Origin of the sequence: Roseomonas sp. BN140053 (genome assembly GCF_047690175.1) — a bacterium.
Classification (GTDB): domain Bacteria; phylum Pseudomonadota; class Alphaproteobacteria; order Acetobacterales; family Acetobacteraceae; genus Roseomonas.
On record NZ_JBLLEB010000005.1, the window covers coordinates 1 to 17,178 of the forward strand.

At 73.6% G+C, this 17,178-nt stretch carries 16 protein-coding genes; 9 read left to right on the plus strand and 7 right to left on the minus strand.

Translation table 11 applies throughout. The annotated features are described in order from the left end of the window. The 3 genes from ACLIBK_RS06750 to ACLIBK_RS06760 all read left to right on the plus strand — a co-directional run. The coding region (locus tag ACLIBK_RS06750; protein WP_415386473.1) for a transposase at positions 1-193 on the plus strand (193 nt) is incomplete at its 5' end. 184 nt (positions 194-377) lie between these two features. Beyond that, positions 378-1,613 carry an MFS transporter gene (locus tag ACLIBK_RS06755; protein ID WP_415386474.1) on the plus strand — a complete coding sequence of 412 codons (1,236 nt, stop codon included), beginning with the start codon at positions 378-380 and terminating at the stop codon, positions 1,611-1,613. Between the two features lie 98 nt (positions 1,614-1,711). After that, entirely contained in the window at positions 1,712-2,026 is a 315-nt protein-coding gene (locus ACLIBK_RS06760) for a hypothetical protein (RefSeq protein ID WP_415386475.1), read from the plus strand. 73 nt (positions 2,027-2,099) lie between these two features. Here the strand turns inward: ACLIBK_RS06760 and ACLIBK_RS06765 are convergent, their stop codons facing one another. Continuing rightward, positions 2,100-3,092 (minus strand): Bug family tripartite tricarboxylate transporter substrate binding protein, encoded by a 993-nt coding sequence (locus ACLIBK_RS06765; RefSeq protein ID WP_415386476.1) that lies wholly within the window; start codon positions 3,090-3,092, stop codon positions 2,100-2,102. Positions 3,093-3,289: 197 nt separating this feature from the next. Continuing rightward, entirely contained in the window at positions 3,290-4,153 is an 864-nt protein-coding gene (locus ACLIBK_RS06770) for a branched-chain amino acid aminotransferase (RefSeq protein WP_415386477.1), read from the minus strand. A 166-nt stretch (positions 4,154-4,319) separates the two neighbouring features. Here ACLIBK_RS06770 and ACLIBK_RS06775 point away from each other — a divergent pair, with 166 nt between their 5' ends. The 4 genes from ACLIBK_RS06775 to ACLIBK_RS06790 all read left to right on the plus strand — a co-directional run bounded on the left by ACLIBK_RS06775 (position 4,320) and on the right by ACLIBK_RS06790 (position 8,545). Continuing rightward, positions 4,320-5,348, plus strand: a complete 1,029-nt coding sequence (locus tag ACLIBK_RS06775) for an Ldh family oxidoreductase (RefSeq protein WP_415386478.1) — start codon at positions 4,320-4,322, stop codon at positions 5,346-5,348. 128 nt (positions 5,349-5,476) lie between these two features. Next, positions 5,477-6,628, plus strand: a complete 1,152-nt coding sequence (locus ACLIBK_RS06780) for a 2OG-Fe(II) oxygenase family protein (RefSeq protein ID WP_415386479.1) — start codon at positions 5,477-5,479, stop codon at positions 6,626-6,628. 10 nt (positions 6,629-6,638) lie between these two features. Further along, the gene (locus tag ACLIBK_RS06785; RefSeq protein WP_415386710.1) at positions 6,639-7,349 is read left to right on the plus strand and encodes a TrmH family RNA methyltransferase; all 711 of its coding nucleotides are present in this window, start codon (positions 6,639-6,641) and stop codon (positions 7,347-7,349) included. 194 nt (positions 7,350-7,543) lie between these two features. Further along, positions 7,544-8,545 (plus strand): Bug family tripartite tricarboxylate transporter substrate binding protein, encoded by a 1,002-nt coding sequence (locus ACLIBK_RS06790; RefSeq protein WP_415386480.1) that lies wholly within the window; start codon positions 7,544-7,546, stop codon positions 8,543-8,545. A 116-nt stretch (positions 8,546-8,661) separates the two neighbouring features. Here ACLIBK_RS06790 and ACLIBK_RS06795 read toward each other — a convergent pair whose 3' ends face one another. The 3 genes from ACLIBK_RS06795 to ACLIBK_RS06805 all read right to left on the minus strand — a co-directional run bounded on the left by ACLIBK_RS06795 (position 8,662) and on the right by ACLIBK_RS06805 (position 12,319). After that, on the minus strand, positions 8,662-10,422 hold the full coding sequence (locus ACLIBK_RS06795; RefSeq protein ID WP_415386481.1) for a histidine kinase famiy protein: 1,761 nt from the start codon (positions 10,420-10,422) through the stop codon (positions 8,662-8,664). Between the two features lie 198 nt (positions 10,423-10,620). After that, complete coding sequence (locus tag ACLIBK_RS06800) at positions 10,621-10,992, minus strand: hypothetical protein (protein ID WP_415386482.1); 372 nt, start codon at positions 10,990-10,992, stop codon at positions 10,621-10,623. A gap of 277 nt (positions 10,993-11,269) precedes the next feature. Next, the gene (locus ACLIBK_RS06805; protein WP_415386483.1) at positions 11,270-12,319 is read right to left on the minus strand and encodes an amino acid ABC transporter substrate-binding protein; all 1,050 of its coding nucleotides are present in this window, start codon (positions 12,317-12,319) and stop codon (positions 11,270-11,272) included. Positions 12,320-12,510: 191 nt separating this feature from the next. On the opposite strand from ACLIBK_RS06805, the gene ACLIBK_RS06810 reads away from it, so the two are divergent. Then, positions 12,511-13,059 carry a hypothetical protein gene (locus ACLIBK_RS06810; RefSeq protein WP_415386484.1) on the plus strand — a complete coding sequence of 183 codons (549 nt, stop codon included), beginning with the start codon at positions 12,511-12,513 and terminating at the stop codon, positions 13,057-13,059. A 101-nt stretch (positions 13,060-13,160) separates the two neighbouring features. On the opposite strand, the gene ACLIBK_RS06815 is transcribed toward ACLIBK_RS06810, so the two are convergent. Continuing rightward, positions 13,161-14,237, minus strand: coding sequence for a hypothetical protein (locus ACLIBK_RS06815; protein WP_415386485.1), 1,077 nt, complete (start codon positions 14,235-14,237; stop codon positions 13,161-13,163). A 127-nt stretch (positions 14,238-14,364) separates the two neighbouring features. On the opposite strand from ACLIBK_RS06815, the gene ACLIBK_RS06820 reads away from it, so the two are divergent. Continuing rightward, positions 14,365-15,078 (plus strand): hypothetical protein, encoded by a 714-nt coding sequence (locus ACLIBK_RS06820; RefSeq protein ID WP_415386486.1) that lies wholly within the window; start codon positions 14,365-14,367, stop codon positions 15,076-15,078. A 239-nt stretch (positions 15,079-15,317) separates the two neighbouring features. On the opposite strand, the gene ACLIBK_RS06825 is transcribed toward ACLIBK_RS06820, so the two are convergent. Continuing rightward, the gene (locus ACLIBK_RS06825) at positions 15,318-16,904 is read right to left on the minus strand and encodes an ABC transporter substrate-binding protein (protein ID WP_415386487.1); all 1,587 of its coding nucleotides are present in this window, start codon (positions 16,902-16,904) and stop codon (positions 15,318-15,320) included. Positions 16,905-17,178: the final 274 nt, after the last annotated feature.

Genomic DNA, 17,178 nt, shown 5'->3' on the forward strand with positions numbered 1-17,178 from the left:
CAAGCGCGGCTTCGTGCTCCTGCCCCGCCGCTGGGTGGTCGAGCGTTCCTTCGCCTGGGCCACCCGCTTTCGCCGCCTCGTCCGTGACTACGAGCGCCTCCCCGAAACCCTCGCGGGCCTGCACCTCGTCGCCTTCGCCTGCCTCATGCTCAAGAACCTCCTCAACCTGGAGCAGGTCCACAACAGCCTCTAGACGGTGTGCGGCGGCGGGGACAAGGCTGCCGGGCCTGCGCGATGCTGCCGGGGCGTGGCGGCGCGCGACGCGGCGGTACGGGGTGCCGCTTCCGCCCGGTGCCGCGTTTCCCGCGGTGTCCGGGGAACAAGCGCCTTTGGCGGATCCGCGGCAGCGTCTAGGCTCGCGGCCGAGGAGACGCCGAATGCCCACCGACGCCGCGGACCGGCAGGTCTGGTTCGTCAATGCCGCCCACCTGTGCTGCCACTACGTGCTGCTGATCCTGGCCACCGCCGTGCTGGGCATGGTGGCGCAGGAGCCGGGCCGCTTCGGCGAGGGCTACGGCCCCGTGCTGGCGCTGGGCACGGCGATGTTCGTGCTCTACGGCGTGGGCTCCCTGCCGATGGGCTGGTTGCAGGCGCGCTTCGGGCGGCGGGCGCTGATGGGCGCCTTTTTCGTCGGCGTCGGTGGCGGCCTGGTCCTGGCCGGCGCGGCGCCGGGGCCCTGGACGCTGGCGGCGGCGCTGGCGGTGGTGGGGGCCTTCAACGCCATCTACCACCCCGTCGGCACGGCCATGCTGGTGGAAGCGGCGGGCGAGCGGGTCGGCCGCGCGGTGGGCAACAACGGCGTCTTCGGCAACCTGGGCGTGGCGCTGGCGCCGGTGCTGACGGCCTTTCTGGTGACGCAGGCCGGCTGGCGCTGGGCCTTCTGGATGCCGGCCGTGCTGGTCCTGGCGATCGGCGCGCTGTACCTGCGCGAGCCGGTGTTCGACCATCACGCTGCGGCCCGCCGGGCCAAGCCGTTTCCGGTTATTCCCACCCCGGTGGTGCGGCGCGCGGTGGTGTCGCTGCTGCTGATGGCCGCGGCCTCGGGGCTGGTGTTCAACGCCTTCACGCTGCTGCTGCCCAAGCTGATGCAGGAACGGCTCGCGGCCTCGCCGGGGCTGCTGCCGGTGGTGGGGGTGCTGGCCTTCGCGGCGACGCTGTGCGGGGGGCTGACGCAGTTCTCGGTGGGGCGGCTGATCGACCGCACCACGCTGCGCCGCGCTTTCCTGCCGATGGCGCTGGCGCTGGTGCCGGCGCTGGTGGCGCTGAGCTTCCTGGACGGCTGGATCGTGCTGCCGGTGGCCGGGCTGGCAGCCGCCGCCATCTTCGGCCAGGTCACGGTGAACGAGACCATGACCGCCCGCTACATCGCCCCGGCGCTGCGGGCGAAGATGTATTCCGTGCGCTTCTTTGTGGGCTTCCTGGGCGCGGCGCTGGCCTCGCCGCTGGTGGGCTTCCTGCACGAATCCACGGGCAGCCAGGCCGTGGCGATGATCGTGCTGGCCGCGGTGGGCGGGGTGACGCTGCTCTGCGCCCTGTTCTTTCCCGACCGGCAGGAGGAGCTGCACCCGGAACGCTGGGCCACCCCCGCCGCCCATCCCGCCGCGGCGGAATGAGCGCGGCGCGGCGGCGCAGCCCTCCGGCGCCGGGCCGCCCGGCGGCATCGGCCGATGGGGCACGGGCCACCGCGGCCGCAGCGGCCCCGCCCTACCCCGTGACGCCGGACGGGCGGTACTTCGCCGTGCGCGGCCGCCTGTGGCGCTGCGCCGATCCCGCGCTGGAACCGGGAGAGCGCGCCGCGCTGACGCGCGAGCTGATGGCGGCACGGCGCAGCAAGGGCGAGGCGATGCGGCGCGGCGACGAGGCGGCGCGGGAAGCGGCGCGGGCGCGGGTGGATGCGGCGAAGCACGCGCTGGGCGAGCGCGGGCCGGTCTGGTGGACGGACGGCGCCCCCGACTTCAACCGGCACATGGCGCGCAACACGCCCTATGCCGAATGGTTCGCGGCGCTGCCGGACGGGACGGACTGACCGCGCCGCGTGCGGAGCGGCAGCACCGCGGCGGCGCGCCTGCCAGCAGGCCGGCACGCCACCGCGGCGGGCCTCAGATCATCTCGATCTTGCCCTCGCGCACCAGGCGCTCGCCCTCGGTGCGGCCCTGCGCCACGAAGGCGGCAAATTCCGCCGGGGTGCTGCCCACGCCCTCGCCGCCGAGCTGGGCCAGGCGCTGCCGCACATCCGGTTCGCGCAGCACGGCCGCCACGGCGCTCTGCAGCTTGTCGATGATCGCCGGCGGGGTACCGGTCACGGCGAAAAGGCCCATCCAGTCCGTCAGCACCACGCCGGGCACGCCGCTCTCGCCGATCGTGGGCAGGTCGGGCTTCAGCGGCGTGCGCTGCGGCGAGAAGACCGCCAGCAGCCGCACGCGCCCGCCCTCGGCCAGGGGGGCGACGTTGAGCAGCGACAGGGTGCCGCTGTCCAGGCTGCCGGCGGCCAGGTCGCGCGCCGCGTCGGCGCCGCCGCGATAAGGGGCGGGCACCAGGCTGATGCCGGCGCCGCCCTGCAGCAGCACGCCCGCGAGATGCGCGCCGGTGCCGTTGCCGGCATGGCCGCAGCTCAGCGTGTCCGGCTTCTCTTTCGCCATCGCCACGAATTCTGCGACGTTTCGCGCGGGCAGGTCGTTCTTCACCGCCAGCACCAGCGGCAGCCGCGTCACCTGGGTCACGGGGGTGAAGGCGGTGCGGTAGTCGAAGGCGGTGTTACGCAGGATGAAGGGGTTCAGCGTGGCGGGGATGCCTTCCATCAGGAAGGTGTAGCCGTCGGGCGCGGAGAGCGCCGCGGCGCTGCCGCCCACCGTGCCGCTGCCGCCGGAGCGGTTCTCGATCACCAGGTTCTGGCCCAGCGCGGCGCCCAGCTTGTCGCTGATGGCGCGCACGGAGGAATCCGTGGCGCCGCCGGGGGCGTAGGGCACCACGATGCGGATCGGCCGGCGCGGCCAGGTGTCGGCGCCCTGCGCCCGCAGCACGGCGGGGGTGGCGAGGCCGGGAAGGGCGAGGGCGCCGGCCAGGACGGCGCGGCGGCGGAAGGGGATGATCATGTCGGACAGTCTCCGTGGGGAACCGTTGCGGTTCTCTTGCTGCGGTGTTTCTCGCCGCTTCCGGGCGAAGCGGCGCCGGCGGGGTGCCGGGCGGGGCGGCGTCCTGCTCCGCCGGGGCGATGGCCGGCCGGGCCGGGCGGCACCGGGGCGGCCATTATCCCGGCCGGCGCGCCGGGATGGCGGCCGGGCCCGCGGCCTCAGCCGGCCTTGGGCAGGATGCGCGCGGTCTCGGCAAAGGCGAAATAGAGTTCGCGTGCCTGCGCCGCCACCGGGCCGGGCTGCAGGTCGCGCTCCTCGAAGCGGGTGCAGGGCTGCACCTTGGCGTAGTTGCCGGTGGCGAAGATCTCGTCGGCGCTGCGCAGCATGTCGGGGGTCACGGTGCATTCGCGCACCTCGCGCCCGGCCTCGCGCAGCAGGGTGATGATGCGCGTGCGGGTGATGCCGGCCAGGAAGGTGCCGTTGGCGGCGGGCGTCATCACCACCCCGTCCTTGACCAGCATCATGTTGGCGGTGGCGAATTCCGCCACGTTGCCGTCGGGGTCGCAGATCACCGCGTTGTTGAAGCCGTGCTGGCCGGCCCAGGCGGCGGCGCGGGCGGAGTTGGGATACAGGGCGGAGGCCTTGGCGTCGGTGGGCGCCTGGTCGGGCGCCGGACGGCGGAAGGGCACGAGGCAGGCGGAAAAGCCGTTCGGCGGCGGCAGCGGGCTGTCGTAGACGGCCAGGATGAACTCGGTGCTGCCGGGTTCGGGCTGCGCGGCGCCCAGGCCGCGGCGCACGAAGAACATCGGGCGTATGTAGAGCTCCGCCTCCGGACCCATGCGGCGCACGCCTTCGCGGCAGAGCTCCTCGATCCGCTCGGCGGTCAGGGTGGGCTGCATCAGCATGTTGCGCGCGCTCTGCACCACGCGGGCGCAGTGCAGGTCCAGGTCGGGCACGGTGCCGCGGATTCCGCGGGCGCCGTCGAACACGATGGAGCCGAGCCAGAAGGCATGGTCCATCGGGCCGAGCACCTTGGGTTCCTCGGAGAACCATTCGCCGTTGTGCCAGTAAACGCCGGCCATCCACGAACTCCTGCGCGCAAAGGGTGTCGCTTCTGGCACGCGGAAGGGCGGGCTTGAAGGGGCGGGGCCGGCGGGCCGCGGGGGTGGAACGGTGCCGCCGGGCAGGCCGTCGCCGCGGGGGCGCCGCGGCTTGACGCCCCGGCCGCCGCGGCGCCCCCTGGGCGTCATGCCGACCCTTTCGCTCGACGCGGCCCGCGACCTCGCGGCCGCCGCGCTCCGCCACGCCGGTGCCCAAGCCTTCATGGCCGAGGCCACCGCCCGCGCCCTGGTGGCCGGCGAGGCCGCGGGGCAGGGCGGCCATGGCCTGTCACGGGTGGCGATGTATTGCGGCTTCCTGCGGGGCGGCCGGGCGGCGGGCAGCGCGGTGCCGGCGGTGGTGCGGGAACGCGGCGGCGCGGCGCTGGTGGATGCCGGCAATGGCCTCGCCTATCCCGCGCTGGAACTGGCCGAGGCGGAGGCGGCCCGCCGCGCCCGGGGCAACGGCGTGGCCTTCGTGGGCGTGACCAACAGCCACCATGCCGGCGCGATGGGGCTGCCGGTGGCGCGGCTGGCAGGGGCCGGGCTGGTGGCGCTGGCCTTCACCAATTCCCCCGCCGCCATGCCCGTGCCGGGCGGGCGCCGGCCGCTGCTCGGCACCAACCCCGTGGCCGCCGCTTTCCCCCGCCGGGACGCGCCGCCGCTGGTGATCGACCTGGCGCTGAGCGAGGTGGCGCGCGGCCGCATCCAGCAGGCGGCGCAGGCCGGCACGCCCATCCCGGAAGGCTGGGCGCTGGACGCGGAAGGGCGGCCCACCACGGATGCGAAGGCGGCGCTGACGGGGGCGATGCTGGCGGCCGGCGGCACCAAGGGCGCGCTGCTGGCGGTGGTGGTGGAGCTGCTCTGCGTCGCGCTGACCGGCGCCGCCTTCGGCTTCGAGGCGGAAAGCTTCTTCGTGGCGGAGGGCAACCAGCCCCGGCTCGGCCAGGCGATCCTGGCGGTGGATCCCGGCGCCCTGGCGGGGCAGGCGGTGTTCCTGGACCGGGTGGAGGCGCTGGTGGCGGCGATGCTGGCCGACGAGGGCGTGCGCCTGCCCGGCAGCCGCCGCCGCGAGGCCGAGGAGCGGGCCGCCGCCGCGGGGCTGGAGGTGCCGGAGGCCACGCTGGACGCGCTGCGCCGGCTGGCCGCGACGCCGCCCGCGGGCGGCCCGGCCGGCTGAGGCGGAGGCGCCGTGCCGAGGGGGCACGGAGGGGGGCGCGCGGCGCCGCGTCCGGCGTGGGCTGCAAGCGGGCGGCGAGCGCGCCGGGAGGAATTTTGCGCGGGGCGGTTCTGGTCTAGCCTGCGCGCATGGCCCTGATCGGTTTCGGGGAGCCGCTTCCCCACCTCGCCCTGCCCGGGACGCGGAACCCGCGCTACATGGTGGCCAGCGTCGCCGGGCGCTGGACGCTGCTGCTGTTCCTGCCGCGCCAGGACGCGCTGCCGCGCGAGGCTACCGCCGCCGCGGAGGCCGCCCTGGCCGCGGTGCGCCGGCGGCTGGACGACGAGGACGCGCTGTTCTTCCTGGTGGTGCCGCGGGCCGAGGGGCTGGGCACGCGCTGGCGCGACAGCCTGCCCGGCATCCGCGTGCTGGCCGACCCCGACGGCGCCGCGCTGGCCGCCTGCGGCGGCGACCCGGAAGCGGGCGCGGCCATCCTGCTCGACCCCTTCCATCGCGTGCTGGAAAGCGGCCCCTTCGCGGCGGCGCCGCAGCTGCTGGCGCGGCTGGGCACGCTGCCCCCGGCACCCGAGCATGCCGGGCCCGACGAGGTGCCGGCCCCCGTGCTGGTGCTGCCGCGCGTTCTGGAGCCGGAATTCTGCCGCCGACTGATCGGCCTGTACGATGCCGCGGGCGGCGAAGCCTCGGGCTTCATGCGGGAGGTGGACGGTCGCACCGTCGCGGCCTCCGACCCCGGCTTCAAGCGGCGCTCCGACCACCTCGTCTCCGACCCGGCGGTGCTGGAGATGCTGCGCGAGCGGATCGCGCGGCGGCTGCTGCCCGCCATCCACCAGGCCTTCCAGTTCCAGGCCACGCGGATCGAGCGCTTCCTGGTGGCCTGCTACGATGGCGGCACGGGCGGCTTCTTCCGGGCGCATCGCGACAACACCACGCGCGGCACGGCGCATCGCCGCTTCGCAGTGACGGTGAACCTGAACACGGAGGAGTTCGAGGGCGGCGAGCTGCGCTTCCCCGAGTTCGGCCGGCGCACCTATCGCGCGCCCACCGGCGGGGCGGTTGTGTTCTCCTGCTCGCTGCTGCACGAGGCGCTGCCCGTGACCCGCGGCCGCCGCTACGCCTTTCTGCCCTTCCTCTACGACGAGGCGGGCGCCCGGCTGCGGGACCAGAACCTGCGCTTCGTCGGCGCACCCGAGCCGGAGACCGCTTCCCCTGCAACCGCCCAGCCAGCGCCCCCCGAACCGCTTCCCGCCGGGCCCGCGGCCCTTCCCGCCGCGCCCGCCTGAACCCGACCGCATCTGCGGCCGGGCCGCGGTGCTGGCGGCCTTTGCCCGCCGCCCCGGCGACATCCAGCGCCTGTTCTACACCCCCGCCCTGCGCCCCGAGGCGGGGGCGATCTGCGCCACCCTGGCCCGCCTGCGCCGCCCCTACCGGGAGGTCGAGACGGCGGAGCTGGCGCGCATCGCGGGCACGCCGCACCACGGCGGCATCGTGGCGATCGCCGCGCAGCGCCGGCTGCCGCCGCTGCCGGTGCCGTTGCCGGCCGCCCTGCGCGCCGCCCCCGTGCTGCCGGTGCTGGACGGGGTGGGCAACCCGCACAACCTCGGCGCCATCGCGCGCTCGGCGGCGTTCTTCGGCTGCATCGGCATGGTGCTGTCGGGCGATCCGCGGCAGGCCGGACTGGGCGAGGCCGCCTTCCGCACCGCGGAGGGCGGGCTGGAAGCGCTGAGCCTCTACACCGCGGCCGACCTGCCGGCGGCGCTGCGCGGTATCGGGGATGCGGTGCTGACCGTGGCCGCCGTGGCCACCGGCGGGGTGGCGCCCGAAGCCCTGCCGCGCGACCGCCCGATCGCGCTGGTGCTGGGCAACGAGGAGCAGGGGCTGGGCGCCGCCACCGCCGGGAGCTGCGCCGCGCGGGTGACGCTGCCGGGATCGGGGCGGGTGGAGAGCCTGAACGTGTCCGTGGCGGCGGCGGTGCTGATCCACGCGCTGGGCCGGCGGGGCTGAGGCGCCGGCAAGTCGGCCAGCGGTCGAGGCGCCGCGCGGGCCCGGCGCCGGGGACGGGCAGGGGCGCCAGCACCGCACCGTGCGCGATGTCGCGAGCAGCGGCGAAAAGCCCGGCGCAGCCCCACCCCGGGCCTTGCCGGCGGCCGCCGCAGGCCGAACATGGCGCGCACACGCTGTTCGGGACCGCAACACCCATGCCGATCCGCCGCCGCAGCCTGGCCGGGGCCGCCATCGCCACGCTGGGCCTGCCCGCCGCCCTGCCTGTTCGCGCGCAGGACGCCTTTCCCTCCCGCACGCTGCGGCTGGTGGTGCCCTATGCCCCCGGCGGCGCGGTGGACATCACCGGCCGGCTGCTGGCCGAGAAGCTGGGGGCCACGCTGAACCAGACCGTGGTGGTGGAGAACCGCGGCGGCGCCGGCGGCAACCTGGGCGCGGATGCCGTCGCCAAGGCCGAGAAGGACGGGCACACGCTGCTGCTGGGCGCCGCCACCATCCTGGCGGCCAACAAGTTCCTGTACCGCCGTTCCATGCCCTTCGACCCGATCCGCGACCTCGCGCCCGTGTCGCGGGTGTGCTCGGGCACGGTGCTGCTGGTGGTGAATGCCCGCCGGCCCTGGCAGAACTTCGCCGAGCTGGTGGCGGCGGCCAAGCGCGGCCCGGGGCAGATCACCATGGGATCCTCCGGCACCGGCACGGTGTCCCACCTGACGCTCGCGGCGATGAACCGCGCCGCCGGGATCGACATCACCCACGTGCCCTATCGCGGCGGCGGGCCGGCGATCCAGGACCTGGTGGCGGGCAACATCGACATGATGTTCGACGTGATCCCGGCGTTGCTGCCGCAGGTGCGGGAAGGCACCTTCCGCGCCCTGGCCGTCGGCTCGGCCGAGCGCGTGTCCTTCGTGCCGGAACTGCGCGAGGTGCCCGGGATGCGCGAGCTGCTGCCGCAATCCGGCATCGACGCGCAGTCCTGGTACGGGGTCACGGTGCCCGCCGGCACGCCGGCCGACCGCGTCGCCATCCTGCACCGCGCCGTGCTGGGCGTGGCGCAGTCGGCCGAATTCCGCGGCCGGCTGGAGCCGCTGGGCTTCGCCCCCGTCTGGGACGAGACCCCGGCCGCCTTCGGCGACTACATGCGGGCGCAGGAAGGGGTCTGGCAGGGGCTGGTGGAAGCCTCCGGCGCCACGCTGGACTGATTCCGGACGGGGCGGCGGGCCGTCTTGCACCCTCGGCCTGCCCGTGGCTCCCGGACGGCTGCTGGCCCTCCCGCGCCGGCGGCCTGTTCGCGACGGGCGGCGCCGGTGGGCGGCGTTCAGCCTTCGTGCCGCGGCCCCTGCACGGCCGGGAAGCCCCGCGGGTCGGGCGGGGTGCGGCCGGGCTTGCCGTCCAGCGCGGCGCGCACCCGGTCGGCCAGTTCGGCGCGGCGATAGGGCTTGCCCAGCACGTCCATGGCCGGGGTGCGCGGCCCTTCGGCCACCAGCTCCTCGTTGTAGCCGGTGGTGAGCAGGATCGGCACGCCCGGCAGGCGCTGGCGCACCGCCTCGGCCAGCACCAGGCCGTTCATGCCGCCGGGCATCACCAGGTCGGTGAAGAGCAGGTCGATGCCCTGTTCGCCGCGGCTTTCCAGCACCTCCAGCGCCTCGCTGCCGCCGGTGGCGGTGAGCACGCGGTAGCCCAGGGTTTCCAGGTGCTCGCGCGTGATGGCCAGCACGTCGTCATTGTCTTCCACCACCAGGATGGTTTCCGCCCTGCCGCGCGGCTCTCCCTCCCGGCCCTCGGCGGGCTGGGAGGCGCTGGCGTGGTTCGGCGCCTCGGCGCCGTCCACGGCCGGGAACAGCATGCGCACCGTGGTGCCGCGGCCGGGCTCGCTCTCGATCTCCAGCCGGCCGAGCGACTGCTGCACGAAGCCCTGCGCCATCGCGAGGCCGAGGCCGGTGCCCTTGCCGGTGGGCTTGGTGGTGAAGAAGGGCTCGGTGGCGCGTTCCAGCACGTGCGGCGGCATGCCCTCGCCGTCGTCGGTCACGGACAGGGAAACGTAGCGGCCGCCGGGCAGCAGGCCGGGTTCCAGCACCGCCGTGCCGGTGGACACGGTGATGTTGCCGCCCCTGGTCATGGCGTCGCGCGCGTTGATCAGCACGTTGAGCAGCGACATTTCCAGGTGCACGGGGTCGACCTGGATGGCGGGCAGGCGGCGGCGCAGGTTGACCTGCAGCGCGACCTGGCTGCCGGCGGTGCTTTCCAGCATCTCGCCGAATTCGTGGATCAGCGCGTTCAGGTCGACGACCCGGGGTTCCAGCCGGGTCTTGCGCGCGAAGGCCAGTAGCTGGCGCGTCAGCTTGGCGCCGCGCTCGGCCGCCGCCGCGGCATTGCCGAGATAGCGCAGCAGGCGGTCATCCGCGAGCTTGCCCCGCAGCACTTCCAGGTTGCCGGACACCACCTGCAGCAGGTTGTTGAAGTCATGCGCCAGCCCGGCGGTGAGCTGGCCGATGGATTCCATCTTCTGCGCCTGCCGGAACGCCTGTTCGGAGGTGCGGCGGCGCGTGACGTCGAGCTGCGAGGCGAAGAAGTAGATCAGCTTGCCGGACTGGTCGTGCACGGGGGCGATGTAGACGCCGTTCCAGAAGGGCGTGCCGTCGCGCTTGTAGTTCAGCAGCTCCACCGACACGGCGCGGCGTTCGGCGATGGCGTCGCGCAGCTCGGCCACCTTGGCGCGGTCGGTCTGGCTGCCCTGAAGGAAGCGGCAGTTGCGGCCGGCCAGATCCTCCGTCTCGTAGCCGGTGAGGTCCTGGAAGGCGCGGTTGGCGAAGACGATCGGGTTGTCGGGCAGGTTGGGGTCGGTGAGGATCATCGGCATGCGGGTCATCTCGATCGCGGCGAAGAAGATGCCGCCGCGATCGTCGAGTCCCGGTTGGCTGATGGTGGCTTCCTGCCAGTGCCGCAGCCCAGGCGCGCCGAGGGGCGAATAGCTGCCGCCGTCATGTTCGCCGCGGGCGGGGATGCCGCTGCTCTGCCCGCCACCCTGGATGTCCCGGCCGGATTGGTTGTGTCGATCCGCCTCGCCTTGCCCCGCCATGCCCGATCCCGCAGCCCGTACCCGTCGTGGTCCCCCTAGGTGGGTGTCCCCCACGAGGTTGCCAGTTGGGTAGGCCGAACCACGCCGCAACGCCAGGGGCCACCCGCCCCCGGGCCCGGCGGCTGGGCCCGCGGGCGCCGGCCGTGGCCGGCAGCCCGCCCCGGTCGGGCTGGGACGGGCCGGGGGACTGCCGCGGCGTCAGCGCGTGGTGAATTCGGCGCGGTTGTTGCGCCAGGCGACGCTGATCGCCGAAACGCTGCACAGGTCCACGTTGCTCAGCGTGCCCTGATCGCCGTCGCTGAAGGTCACGCGCAGGTCGAAGGCGCAGGCGCTGGTGTTGTTGGGAAAGGAGACGTTCAGCGTCCGGCCGTTGTCCAGCACGTCCTGGCCGAGGATGTCCGGGCCCCAGTTGCGGCTGGAGGAGGGGCTCACCTCCACGGTGGCGATACGGTAGCCGGAGCGGTTGCTCAGGGCGAAATCCTGCTGCCCGGCGGTGGCGAGGCCGGTGGCGGAGAGCAGCAGCGCGGCCGCGGCGGGCAGGATGCGGCGCGTGAGGCGGGTCAGCGACATGGGTCGGGGTGTTCCGTGCTTCGGCTCTGGGGACGGTGGAGCCGCGGCGCGGCCCGCCCCCACCATCGCAGGCGGGGATTGCGGGAAGCCTAATGCCGCCGCCGTATTGATCTGCGGGGGAAGGCCCGCCGCGGCGGCATCGGTCGGGCGGCACCAGGCAAAGGCGAGCCGCAGCTCCCGACCGCAGTTCCCGGCTTCAGTTGCCCGCTTCAGTTGCCCGCTTCAGTTTCCGGCCGCTGCCGGCGGAGCGGGGGCTCCCAACCCCGCCAAGCCGGGATCAGCGGAAGGGCGGCGACCACATCATCCCGCCCTGCGCCACCAGCCGGTTCGGGCCGCGCTGCACGCCCAGGGGGGCCTGAGAGCGTTCCCACATCTCGCCGTAGTTGCCCACCGCGCGGACGGCGTTCAGCGCCCAGGCATTGTCCAGCTCCATCGCGCGGCCGAACTCGCCGGAGGTGCCGAGCAGGCGCTGCACCTCGGGGTTGGGGTCCCCGCGGCGGCTCTCGGCATTGGCGGCGGTGACGCCCAGCTCCTCGGCGGCCACCAGGGCGTTGCCGGTCCAGCGCACGATGTCGAACCAGCGCCAGTCGCCCTTGCGCACGATGGGGCCCAGCGGCTCGCGCGAGATCACCTCGGGCAGCAGCACGTAGTCGTTCGCGCGGTCGCCCAGCCCGGCGCGGATGCCGGCCAGGCCGGACAGGTCGGTGGTGTAGACGTCGCAGCGGCCGGCAAAGAAGGCCCCCTGGGCTTCGGCGAAGCTCTCGATCACCACGGGGGTGAAGCGGACGTTGTTGGCGCGGGCCCAGTCGCTCAGGTTCAGCTCGGTGGTGGAGCCGGGCTGCAGGCACACGGTGGCGCCGTCGATCTGCTTGGCGGAGGACAGGTTGGCGTCGCGGCGGACCATGAAGCCCTGGCCGTCCTGCAGCGTCACGCCGGTGAAGGCCAGGCCAATGCCGGTGTCGCGGCTCAGGCTCCAGGTGGTGCCGCGGCTGAGCAGGTCGACCTCGCCCGATTGCAGCGCGGTGAAGCGGTTCTGCGTGGTGGTGGGCACGAAGCGGACCTTGTTCGGGTCGCCCAGCACCGCCGCGGCCACGGCCCGGCAGAAATCGGTGTCGATGCCGCGCCAGTTGCCCTGGCTATCGGCCGCGCTCAGGCCCGCCGCACCGGTGCTGACGCCGCAGGCCAGGGTGCCGCGGGCGCGCACGGCGGCCAGCGTGTCGGGGGCGGGCTGGGCAGCGGCCGGCGGTACCGGCGCCAGCAGCGCCGGGGCGAGCAGGGACAGGGCGAGCAGCCCCTGGGAAAGCAGGGAACGGTGGCTGCCTGGCATGGGGAACTCCGGAACGGGGATCGTACTGGCGCAACGAACGCCGCCCCCGCGCCGAAGCTGCGTGGTGGCGGAACGGGGGGCGTCCCTTGTTCCGCGGCCCCGGTGGCGGGCGGGCCGGGCGCTGGATTTATTGCGAAACCAAATCTAGTTTTCGCGGTGGCATCGAACCGGACGCACCACGAGGAGTATGAATGAGCATTCCGTTCACCTACGACCGCATGGCGGAGCGTTTCACGCGGGTGCGCCCCTGGGCGAAACAGGTCCTGGGGGCCGAAACCAACCGCTGCGCCGTTTGCATGGGCTACACGCTGCAACTGACGCCCGCCAAGGCGGAGGGTAACGCGACGCTGATGGACATCCCCGGCAAGGAGGAGGACCTGAAGCGGGCGTCACGCATCGCCGGCGGCCCGTCCGGCACCGACTACCCCGACCTGTTCTTTGCCCGCGCCTCCGACCTGCTGCCGATCGTGCAGCGCGCCTTCGGCCCGGCGGACGTGGAAGGCGTGGGCCGCGACATCTGGCCGCAGGTGCATGGCCGCCGCGGCGTGCTCTACATCGAGAACTGCTATCCGACCGCCGGGGACAAGATTCTCAAGGCGCGCACCTTCGGCGTGGTGACCCGCACCAGCGGGGACCACTGGGACCTGTTCGACGGCGCCATCATGGTGGCGCAGGAGGACCCGGTGCGCGGCACCGCGCATCCGGACAAGATGTTCTTCTGGCAGGCCCGGGGCGGCTGACGGGTGGTGCCGGGCTGATCGCCGCGGCGGGTCCGGGGAGCGTGCGCGGGCTCGGGGCGGCCGGTCCCGGCCCGGGCGAGGGCGGGCTTGGCTGGCGGGGCCTAGCTGGCCGCGTCCAGGTACTGGCGGTCCAGCAGGCCCGCGAAGCTGGCCTGGTGCTGCGTCGTCACCTGCACCGGGCTGGCGCCGAGGAAGTCGCGCAGCAGGGCATCGAAGCGGCCGGCTTCCACGGGGCTCGCGCCGAGATCGGCCAGGTCTGCCGCCACCGCGCCGGGCACCGGCTCCAGGTAGCGGTTGCTGCCGTCGAGCCGTGGGGTTTCGGGCACGCGAACAAAGGCGATGCGGCAGGCGGAGGGCAGGGATTCATGCGCCACGAAGGCGACGCCCGACATGATGCCGCTGATGATGCTCGCCGGTGGGCCGGGCAGCTGCAGGCTGAAGAACAGCGACATGTCGCCTCCGGGTTCCCGCACCGTGACGTGCACCGAGCGGCCGTTGAACTGCACCTCGCCTGACAGGCGCAACGTCCGGCCGACCAGGGTTTCGGCATAGGTCGCGATGAGGCTGCGGTTCCGGCGCGCTTCCAGGTGGAGGGAACCGCGGATCAGGCGGCCGCGGAAATGCGGTGACCAGGCCGGGGAATAGGCCGCGAAGGCGCCGGCCAGCGTCGCGACGCCGCCGAGCAGGCCGGCGGCCTGGGCGTTGTTGCGGGACAGGGCGACGTCCGACGGGGCAGGTTGCGCCACGTCGACCCCCGTGCAGGCGGCGAGTTCGGCAGCGAAGTCGCCGAGGCTGCAATCGGCGATCCAGGCGCCGGGCCTCACCGTGCCGATCACCGCGCCCAGATCCGTGAACACCGACGCGGCCCGCGGCACCGAGCGGCCCTGCACCCATTTGTTGAGCCGATCGACGTCGCAGGCGGTGTTCCGGTTCACCTGCCGGAAGCGGGCGCAGAACTCCTTGCGGGAGGTGCAGCCGAGGGCTGCCGCGGCCATGCGCAGCTTCCGGTCGAAATCCGTGGCCACGCCGCGGGTCCTCTTGCCCTGTCCGCTTCGGAGCAGGATGGAGCGCAGGAAAAGCGTGGATTGTCCAGGAACTTCCAGAAACAGCCACACGCCCGCGTGGAAGAAGACCTGCCGCTCTGCTGCAATGCGCAGCGGCTGTTCGGCCGACGGCATTCCGGCCCGCCCTGCAGGCCGCCGGATGACCCGGCACACACCCGTCCGGATACGTCGGGGATGCGGAGCTTCCCTGGCCGATCCAGGCCCGATTCAGGTTCCACTCCGAGATGATGAGGGCGAGGCCATGACCCAGCCGCCGAAGAAGATGAGGTACGACAGCCAGGCAATCGTCTATCTGGCGGATGACCTTTGGGGAACCGCGAACACGCTGCAAAGGAAGCGCGTGGCGGCGGGGGACACGGAGAACGCCTTCGACTTCGACCTGGCGAAGAGCCGGATCTTCGCCTACACGCAGATCACCGCCCTGCCTCTCGAGTACCGGCAGGCGACGTCGCGCCTCATCATACTCGGCCACGGCAATGAGGCTTCCACCTTCATCGCCACGGCGACGCAGGGTGGACGAAGCTTCACGCCCGAGCAGCTGTATGCCGAGGTGAAGAAATGGCTGACGGCTTCGGGATACAAGACGACGCGCGTGCAGCGCGTCAGCCTCCACATGTGCTACGGCGGCGGCAACCGCGGAGCGCTTCCCATCGCGGGATCATCGAACAGGCCCGGCGACTTCACGGTCGATCCCCGCACGTCCTTCGCATACAAGCTCGCCCGCATCTGCGGCGACCTCACGGTGGACGTGACCGCGCGAGCCGATGAAACCAACACGGTGTCCAACAGCTCGGGCAACGTTCTCGTCAGCGCATCCCGCCACGTTGGCGGACGACATCACGCCGAGGGCGATAAGTGGCGCTTCGTGACGGATGCGGCTTCCACCCCCGAGAACCCCGTCAATCCGAAGGTCTTCGCCTCCTACAACACTCCGGCCGGACAAAGATTTCGGTGAGGTTCGACCCGGGACGGCCCTGCTGCCCGATGCCGGATGGGCGGATGGGGCGGGCCGGAGCTGGGCTCGGCGAGGCGTAGCGGCAGCATCGGGGATAAACCTCGGCCGGCTGCGCTCGCTCCGGGGAGGGCCAACGAGGAGCGCCCGCGCGGGCCGGCCGGTTGTCGATCGTCCGCGACGCGGGCCCGGGTGTCGGCCCGCCGGAACCTTGCAGCGAGCCGGCGGCCGGGTGCGCCGCTTCACTCCCGCCGGACGTTGAGCGGCAGGGTCATGCCGCGCCGCACCCCGGTCAGTCCGCGGCGATAGGCCGTGTCCACCAGGTACTGGCCCAGCGGCCAGAAGGGCAGGTCCTGGAAGAACTGTTCCTGGATCTCGCGCCCCAGGCGCTTCTGGGCATCCAGATCGGGCGCTTCGAACCATTCCTCGCGCAGGGATTCGAGACGGGGCGAGCTGGGCCAGCCGAACCAGGCGGCGTCGCCATTGGCGCGCAGCAGCGGGTGCCCGGCGGGATTGCCGAGGTCCATGCCGCCGAACAGCACCACCACCGCGCTCCAGCCGCCCTGGTCCAGCGGCCCCTTGTTGGCGCGGCGCTGCAACAGCGTCGCCCAGTCGGAGGTGGCGCTTTCCGCGGCAAAGCCGACCTTGCGCAGCAGGTCGGTGGCCACGGCGGTGAGGTTGTTGTTGTTGGGCACGTCCAGCGGGTGCAGCACGGACACCTTGGCGCCCGCCTTGCCGGTGGCGGCCAGCGCCCGCCGGGCGGCGTCGAGCGAGCGCGGCCCGGTCAGCGCCGCCATGCCGGCATCGCTGGCCATCGGGCTGCCCGGGGTGAAGCAGCCGATGCCGTCCTGCCAGAGCGAGCGGTCGTCGCCCATGATCGAGGCCATGAAATCCGCCTGCGACAGGGCGGGCAGCACGGCGCGGCGCACGGCGGGGTCGTCGAAGGGCGGCTGCAGGTGGTTGGGCCGCAGCATCGCCACCGTGCCGCCGAGGTCGGGGCGGTCCATCACCACGTCGCGCGCCCGGCGCAGCAGCGGGGACAGGTCGGGGGCGACGTTCTCGTACCAGTCGACCTCGCCGTTCTGCAGCGCGGCCGCGGCGGTGCCGGGGTCGGGGATGGTGCGCCATTCCATGCGCTCGAAATGCGCCAGCTTGGGGCCGGCGGTCAGGGAGGGCGTGCCCACCGGCGTCGGCCGGTAGTTCTCGAAGCGGCGATACACCGCCAGGCTGCCGGACACGCGCTCGTCGGCGACGAAGCGATAAGGGCCGGAGCCCACGACCTCGGTGAAGGCGCGGGCGGGATCGGTGCTGGCGAAGCGCTCCGGCATGATGAAGCACGGGTAGGAGGAGGCCTTGCCCAGCGCGTCCAGCATCGGGCCGAAAGGGCGGTTGAGGCGCAGCTCGAAGCGGCGGTCGTCGACCGCGCGGATCTCGGCCAGCCGCGCCGCCAGGGTTTGCCCGTGCGTGTCGCGCAGCATCCAGCGCTTGACCGAGGCCACGGCGTCGGCGGCGCGGATCTTCTCGCCATCGTGGAAGGTGGGGCCGTCGCGCAGGGTGAAGGTCCAGCGCCGGCCGTCATCCTCCACCGTGTGGCCTTCGGCGAGCTGCGGCTGCGGACGGAACTCGGTATCCACGCCGTACAGCGTGTCCCAGCACAGGTGGCCGTGGTTGCGCGTCGGGTAGGCGGTGGTGTTCAGCGGGTCCAGGATCGACAGGTCGGCCTGCGGCACGAAGCGCAGCACGCGGGCGTTGGTCTGGGACAGGGCCGGGCGGGCCAGCCCGGCAAGGGCGAGGCCGGCGGTGCCGGCGAGAAAGGGGCGTCGCTGCATGGGCTCCGGGGGTCCTGGGCGGTGGCGCGGCGCACCCGGGCGCGGAACCGGGGCCTGCGCGCCGGCCGGTTCCGCTCACGGGAGCGGCGGGATGGTGTCGCGCTTCGCGGTGCCGAGGGAAGCGGAAAGCGGCGCTTGACGGGCGGGGCGGCGGCCCGCGAAGCTCGACGCCGCATGCGCCCCGCCCGCAACCCCGCCGAACGACGCCGACGCCGCGAGAACCGCGGCGGCTGCGCCGTGCTCGTCGGGTCGCGACGCCAGGGGGCGGCGGGTT